Source organism: Chitinophagaceae bacterium, assembly GCA_007695095.1.
GTDB lineage: Bacteria > Bacteroidota > Bacteroidia > Chitinophagales > REEL01 > REEL01.
This window is the reverse complement of the sequence record REEL01000006.1, coordinates 1-3,029: the sequence shown is the minus strand read 5'-3', so window position 1 is coordinate 3,029 and position 3,029 is coordinate 1. Positions and strand designations below refer to the sequence as shown.

Annotated in this window: 4 protein-coding genes; all 4 read left to right on the top strand. The window is 32.5% G+C overall.

Features of this window, described 5'->3' with window-relative positions; all coding sequences use genetic code 11:
- Positions 1 to 113 precede the first annotated feature (113 nt).
- Positions 114 to 797: a hypothetical protein gene (locus tag EA412_00120; GenBank protein ID TVR84857.1), complete on the top strand. Its 684-nt coding sequence runs from the start codon at positions 114 to 116 to the stop codon at positions 795 to 797.
- A 21-nt stretch (positions 798 to 818) separates the two neighbouring features.
- Positions 819 to 1,460 carry a hypothetical protein gene (locus EA412_00115; GenBank protein TVR84856.1) on the top strand — a complete coding sequence of 214 codons (642 nt, stop codon included), beginning with the start codon at positions 819 to 821 and terminating at the stop codon, positions 1,458 to 1,460.
- Entirely contained in the window at positions 1,447 to 2,301 is an 855-nt protein-coding gene (locus EA412_00110; GenBank protein TVR84855.1) for a hypothetical protein, read from the top strand. The genes EA412_00115 and EA412_00110 overlap by 14 nt, the downstream gene beginning before the upstream one ends.
- Positions 2,298 to 3,029, top strand: a 732-nt coding sequence (locus EA412_00105; GenBank protein TVR84854.1) for a glycosyltransferase, incomplete at its 3' end; no start/stop codon positions are given. The genes EA412_00110 and EA412_00105, both read left to right, overlap by 4 nt.

Genomic DNA, 3,029 nt, shown 5'->3' with positions numbered 1-3,029 from the left:
ATTTGCCAATGTCTGAAGATATTTCAAAGAGGGTTTTGTGTTTGCCGGTGTATGAGGGAATGGGTGAAGTTCAATTGTCTCGAATTGTGTCAACTATAAAAGCTTCCTAAATTATGAAAGTTGCGATAATGCAGCCTTATTTTTTTCCCTATATTGGTTATTTTCAATTGATAAACAAAGTTGATACTTTTGTGTTTTTTGATGATGTTAATTTTATTAAAAGGGGTTGGATTAATAGGAATAGAATATTAATTGATGGAAATCCACACTTAATCACTATACCTTTGGTTGGAGCGAGTCAAAATAAATTGATTAATGAGATACCAGTTGTTAATAATCCTGTTTGGAAAAAGAAGCTGCTAACAAAGATTGAGCATGCATACTCTAAGTGTACAAATTTTAATATTGTATTTCCTTTAATTCATGAATTGATTTCCTCTAATTATCAATTGATTTCTGATTATGCGGTGGCATCTATTGAAATGGTGGCCGAATATATTGGGTTGGATACTAGCTTTGAGGTTAGCTCTAAAAAATATGGGGATATAATTGGCAATGGAGAATTTCGAATAATAGATATTTGCAAAGAATTAGAAGCGGATACATATTTTAATATGGCTGGTGGAAAAGAACTTTATGACCATAAAAACTTTATCAATGAGGGTATTGATCTAGTATTTGTAGAACCCAAATTAAAATCATATAATCAAGCCAACTTTGATGGTTTTGAAGCAGGCTTATCAATAATAGACTTATTGTTCAATGTAAATAGAGAGGATCTTTCTGCACATTTGTAGTTTTATCTAATAATTGAAATCATGAAAATTTGTGTTTTATGTTCGACAAATGGAGGTATTTTATCAAAGTTACTTCAGAATTCCTTTTTTAATTCGCAAGTAAGTTTTATTGTTTCTGACAGGATTTGTGGAGTGAAAAATGTTGCAGAAAATTTTGATAAAGAATTTGTTATACTTTCACCCGAGTTAGGTGTGTCATTTTCAGATTGCTTCTTAGATTTCATTCAGAAGAATAAAGTCGACTATGTGTTCTCAGTATACACAAAAATCCTTAAGGGTAAATTATTAGAGACCTATAAAAACAGGATTTTAAATATCCATCCTTCTATTTTACCTGCATTTCCAGGTTTAAGTAGCTTTGAAAAAGCTATGAAAGCAGGTGTTCGATTTATAGGATCTACAGTTCACTTTATTGATAAGGGTGTTGATACAGGTCCTATAATTGTCCAGTCTAGTGTTCCATTAAACTTGACTTTTTCATTTGATGAACTTAGACACATTGTATTTATCGATCAATGCAGAATAGTCCTACAAGCTTTTAAATGGATTGAGGAGGGGCGATTGAAAGTCATTGATGATATGGTGATGATCGATAGTGCGAGTTACACCTCATACAGATATTCCCCTAATTTGGATTGGAATATATTAAATGAATTTAGTTAGGAAAACAAAAAATATGTCTATAATTGATCTTCGTAAAACAACTAATCACCCAATTTCATTTTTGTATTCTGAAATTTTTAATAATGCACTTTTAGATTCTAGAATAGCTTATGGACGATCACAACCTGGTTTTTCTCTAGATAAAAATTCTAACTCCATCTTCGTTATTGCTGCAAAGAAAGCTGTCGAATTCGGTTTGCAAAAAAAAGGTATTGAGGAATACCTTAAAAGTATTTATTCAAAGTATTATGAGTTGGTCGTGCCTCATAATGCAGCTGATTGGCTCGGTTTAGATTTTTCAAAAAATAGTGTTTTTTACTCCGAACCACCGTGGTCAGCGGTTTTTCCTTGGCGTGCAAGGTCTGTGGAGTCATATAAAAATGCTTATGTTAAGGCTGCCATTAAAGAAAATGAAGTTTTAGGAAAAAATCTTACAATAAAGGATGGTTGGTTGTTTTGTGGACCTGTTTCAGCGGAAAAGTTGGAAATAGAGGTTGAACGAATTTTATATGTTTTGCGGAGTATTCAAAAAAATGGGTATCAAAGAGATTCGAGTTCTGATGGTGATGCCAAGGCTACAGCTTTGGTGAATACTGACGGTGATTGGAGATGGTTGCTTACAGCTGGCAACCATAGAGCTTCTGCTGCAGCTGCACTGGGTTATGATAGCATACCAATTAGGGTTAATTTGGTTATTATAAGAGATCAGGTTAAGTTTTGGCCACATGTGGTTAATAATAATTTTTCAATAGAAGAGGCTTTAACCTTTTTTGATAGAGTTTTTAGCGGAAATGGTCCAGAAATTACTAAAAATTGGGAGAAGTTTGTTCAGGGACTATGAATGATTATGAACATGAAATACGTAAAAGATTTGCCTTGCAGAAAGAGTATCTGGGAGAAAATAAACCCATAAATAAGGTAAAACCTCTTTTATCTGTTTGTATTCAAACTTATAATCACGAAAAATTTATTAGGCAAGCATTAGACAGTATTTTAAATCAAAAAACATCGTTCACTTTTGAGGTGATTATTGGAGAGGACGATAGTACTGATAACACCAGGAAAATCTGTATAGAATATTCAAAAAAATACCCCGATAAAATAAGACTTTTCTTACGTGATAGATCTTTATCTCACTTATTTGATCAGGAAGGAAATTTGGTTAGAAGGCTAAATGGCATATGGACTAGATTCTCTGCTAAAGGTGATTATATTGCTTTAATGGAAGGCGATGATTATTGGATAGACCCTCTAAAACTTGAAAAACAGCTTAATTTTTTAATTAACAATAAGGAGTATTTTTTCTGCTGTCATAGAAGTCATATTTCAAAAGACAATAAATTAGTTGATGTTAGGCCAAAAAGGACGGTAAATTCAGTACATTTAGAAAACAATTTAATGCGAAAGACTTTGCATACAACCTCCCTTGTTTTTAAAAATGTAAAAGAATTAAATGATGCTTTAATTACCTATGGATTAAATTTCTCAACAGGAGATTTTTTTATAACATTATTTTTAGCCTCCCGCGGTCCCGGCTACCTATTTCCTGAAGTAATGGGTGTTTATCGT

Coding starts and splice junctions, on each gene's coding strand:
- EA412_00120 (TVR84857.1), top strand. CDS start 114: ATGAAAGTTGCGATAATGCAGCCTTATTTTTTTCCCTATATTGGTTAT.
- EA412_00115 (TVR84856.1), top strand. CDS start 819: ATGAAAATTTGTGTTTTATGTTCGACAAATGGAGGTATTTTATCAAAG.
- EA412_00110 (TVR84855.1), top strand. CDS start 1,447: ATGAATTTAGTTAGGAAAACAAAAAATATGTCTATAATTGATCTTCGT.